Below are 639 nucleotides of genomic sequence, written 5' to 3'. Positions count from 1 at the left end.
GGGCGGCAATGACACGATCTGGGCCGGGCAGGATGCCGACAGCGTCGAGGGCGGGATCGGCGACGACCAGATCCACGGCGGCAGTTATGGCGACACGATCAAGGCGGGTGAAGGCGATGACACCGTCTGGGGCGATGACGGACCCGATGTGATCTATCTTCAGGCCGGTGCGGACACCTTCATCGACAATGCCCAGGAGGGGCTCTTTGGCAACGACCTCGTCTATGGCTGGACCGGGCGCGACACGATCCTCGCAGATGGCGGCAACGACACGATCTGGGCCGGACAGGATGCGGACAGCGTCGAAGGTGGTCTCGGGAACGACCAGATCCACGGCGGAAGCTTTGGTGACACGATCAGGGCAGGCGACGGTGACGATACGGTCTGGGGTGATGATGGCCCGGACCTCATTTATCTGAATGCTGGCCACGATGTGTTCAACGATAACGCGCAAGGCAACAATTTCGGCCGCGACACAGTGTATGGCGGGTACGGCAACGACACCATGAACGGTGGCGGGGGCGATGATGTGCTGTTCGGCCAGTGGGGGGACGACCGGCTTTTCGGTGGCAACAACGCCGATCGGCTGGATGGCGGCATCGGCAACGACACCATGACCGGGGGACTCGGCGCAGATGT

At 62.9% G+C, this 639-nt stretch carries 1 protein-coding gene; it reads left to right on the top strand.

What is annotated here, in order from left to right:
* The coding region (locus tag ACFORG_RS20760; RefSeq protein ID WP_386737487.1) for a calcium-binding protein at positions 1 to 639 on the top strand (639 nt) is incomplete at both ends.

Source organism: Lutimaribacter marinistellae, assembly GCF_042648365.1.
GTDB classification, from domain to species: domain Bacteria; phylum Pseudomonadota; class Alphaproteobacteria; order Rhodobacterales; family Rhodobacteraceae; genus Lutimaribacter_A; species Lutimaribacter_A marinistellae.
Note: the sequence above shows the minus strand (reverse complement) of the source record. Positions and strands in the feature narration are given on the sequence as shown.